This window comes from Streptomyces sp. NRRL S-337 (genome assembly GCF_000720175.1).
Classification (GTDB): Bacteria; Actinomycetota; Actinomycetes; order Streptomycetales; family Streptomycetaceae; genus Streptomyces; species Streptomyces siderophoricus.
In genome coordinates this window covers 1-360 of the sequence record NZ_JOIX01000194.1, presented here as the reverse complement: position 1 = coordinate 360, position 360 = coordinate 1, and the positions used below count along the sequence as shown (strand labels likewise).

The following is a 360-nucleotide window of genomic DNA, read 5'->3' as shown; positions in this document are numbered from 1 at the left end:
CCGGGCTGGCACCACAAGCACGTGGTGACCTACCGCAGCCGCCACGAGGCCGGCTGGACCGACGCACGCGGCGCGCTGACCGCCCCGGAGCTGCGCCAGCTGTGCGTCCACCCCAAGTCGCAGCTGTCCTTGCGCGAGTTGCGGGCGGACGACTTCCACGACGCCCTCGCCGGCGGCGGGTTGCCGATGGACATCGTCGACAACACCCGTGGCCTGATCGCCGGCGGCCATAAGCAGGCGACGATCCGCGTCCGTAAGGGTCAGCCCGCCTTCCGCAAGCACCTGCTGGGCACCTACGGCGACCTGTGCGCCTTCAACGGCCCCACCCCCGTCCAGGTGCTGGAGGCCGCGCACCTCTAC

The 360-nt window shown here is 71.7% G+C and carries 1 pseudogene; it reads left to right on the top strand.

Going from position 1 to position 360, the window contains the following annotated elements:
- Positions 1 to 24 precede the first annotated feature (24 nt).
- A pseudogene (locus tag IG62_RS0141045) lies at positions 25 to 360 on the top strand (hypothetical protein); the annotation flags it as partial.